Annotated in this window: 1 rRNA gene; it reads left to right on the top strand. The window is 50.6% G+C overall.

Annotated elements, in window-relative coordinates:
* Positions 1–126: 126 nt before the first annotated feature.
* Positions 127–1030: ribosomal RNA gene (locus tag AC3RKB_RS18775) — 23S ribosomal RNA — on the top strand; the annotation flags it as partial.

The raw sequence follows: 1030 nt of genomic DNA, 5'->3' as shown, positions 1-1030 counted from the left end.
ATTGAGACATAAAGTCTCAAGGGTTAGTACATTGAAAACTGAATATAATCAAAAGCAAAAAACCGAGACAATCGAAAAAACAGATTGAAGAGCGACCGAGAAGAGAGAGAAACTCAACTTGAAATAGGTCAAGTAGAAAAGGGCGCATGGTGAATGCCTTGGCACTAGAAGCCGATGAAGGACGTGACGAACCACGAAAGGCTTCGGGGAGCAGTAAGTAAGCAATGATCCGGAGATATCCGAATGGGGGAACCCGGCTGGCAGAAGGCCAGTCATCTTACGTAAGTAAGAGAGGAACCCGGAGAACTGAAACATCTAAGTACCCGGAAGAGAAGAAAACAAAAGTGATTTCCCAAGTAGCGGCGAGCGAACGGGAAGAAGCCCAAACCGCAGAAATGCGGGGTTGTAGGATCTGCATAAAGCGGAAGCTGTTAAACCAGAAAGCAATGGAAAGTGCTGCCAGAGACGGTGAAAGCCCGGTAAGGGAAAGACAGTGAAGCCAGCAGAAATCCTGAGTACGACGGGACACGAGAAATCCTGTCGGAAGCAGGCGGTACCATCCGCCAAGGCTGAATATCAGAAGTGAGCGATAGAGAACCAGTACCGTGAGGGAAAGGTGAAAAGAACCGCGCAAGCGGAGTGAAAGAGAACCTGAAACCGTATGCCTACAAGAAGTCAGAGCCCGTCAAGGGGTGATGGCGTGCCTTTTGTAGAATGAACCGGCGAGTTGCGTTGCGATGCGAGGTTAAGCGAGGAAAGAGCGGAGCCGAAGCGAAAGCGAGTCTGAAGAGGGCGGAGAGAAGTAGAGCGATGCAGACCCGAAACCGGGTGATCTATCCATGGGCAGGTTGAAGCAGAAGTGAAATTCTGTGGAGGACCGAACCGACTACCGTTGAAAAGTTAGCGGATGACCTGTGGCTAGGGGAGAAATTCCAATCGAACCCGGAGATAGCTGGTTCTCCCCGAAATAGCTTTAGGGCTAGCGTCGGAGGATGACAGACGGAGGTAGAGCACTGAACGCATGATGGCC

It is taken from the genome of Agromyces capsici (genome assembly GCF_058349965.1).
The sequence above is the reverse complement of the archived record's forward strand: the minus strand, read 5'-3'. Positions and strand labels throughout refer to the sequence as shown.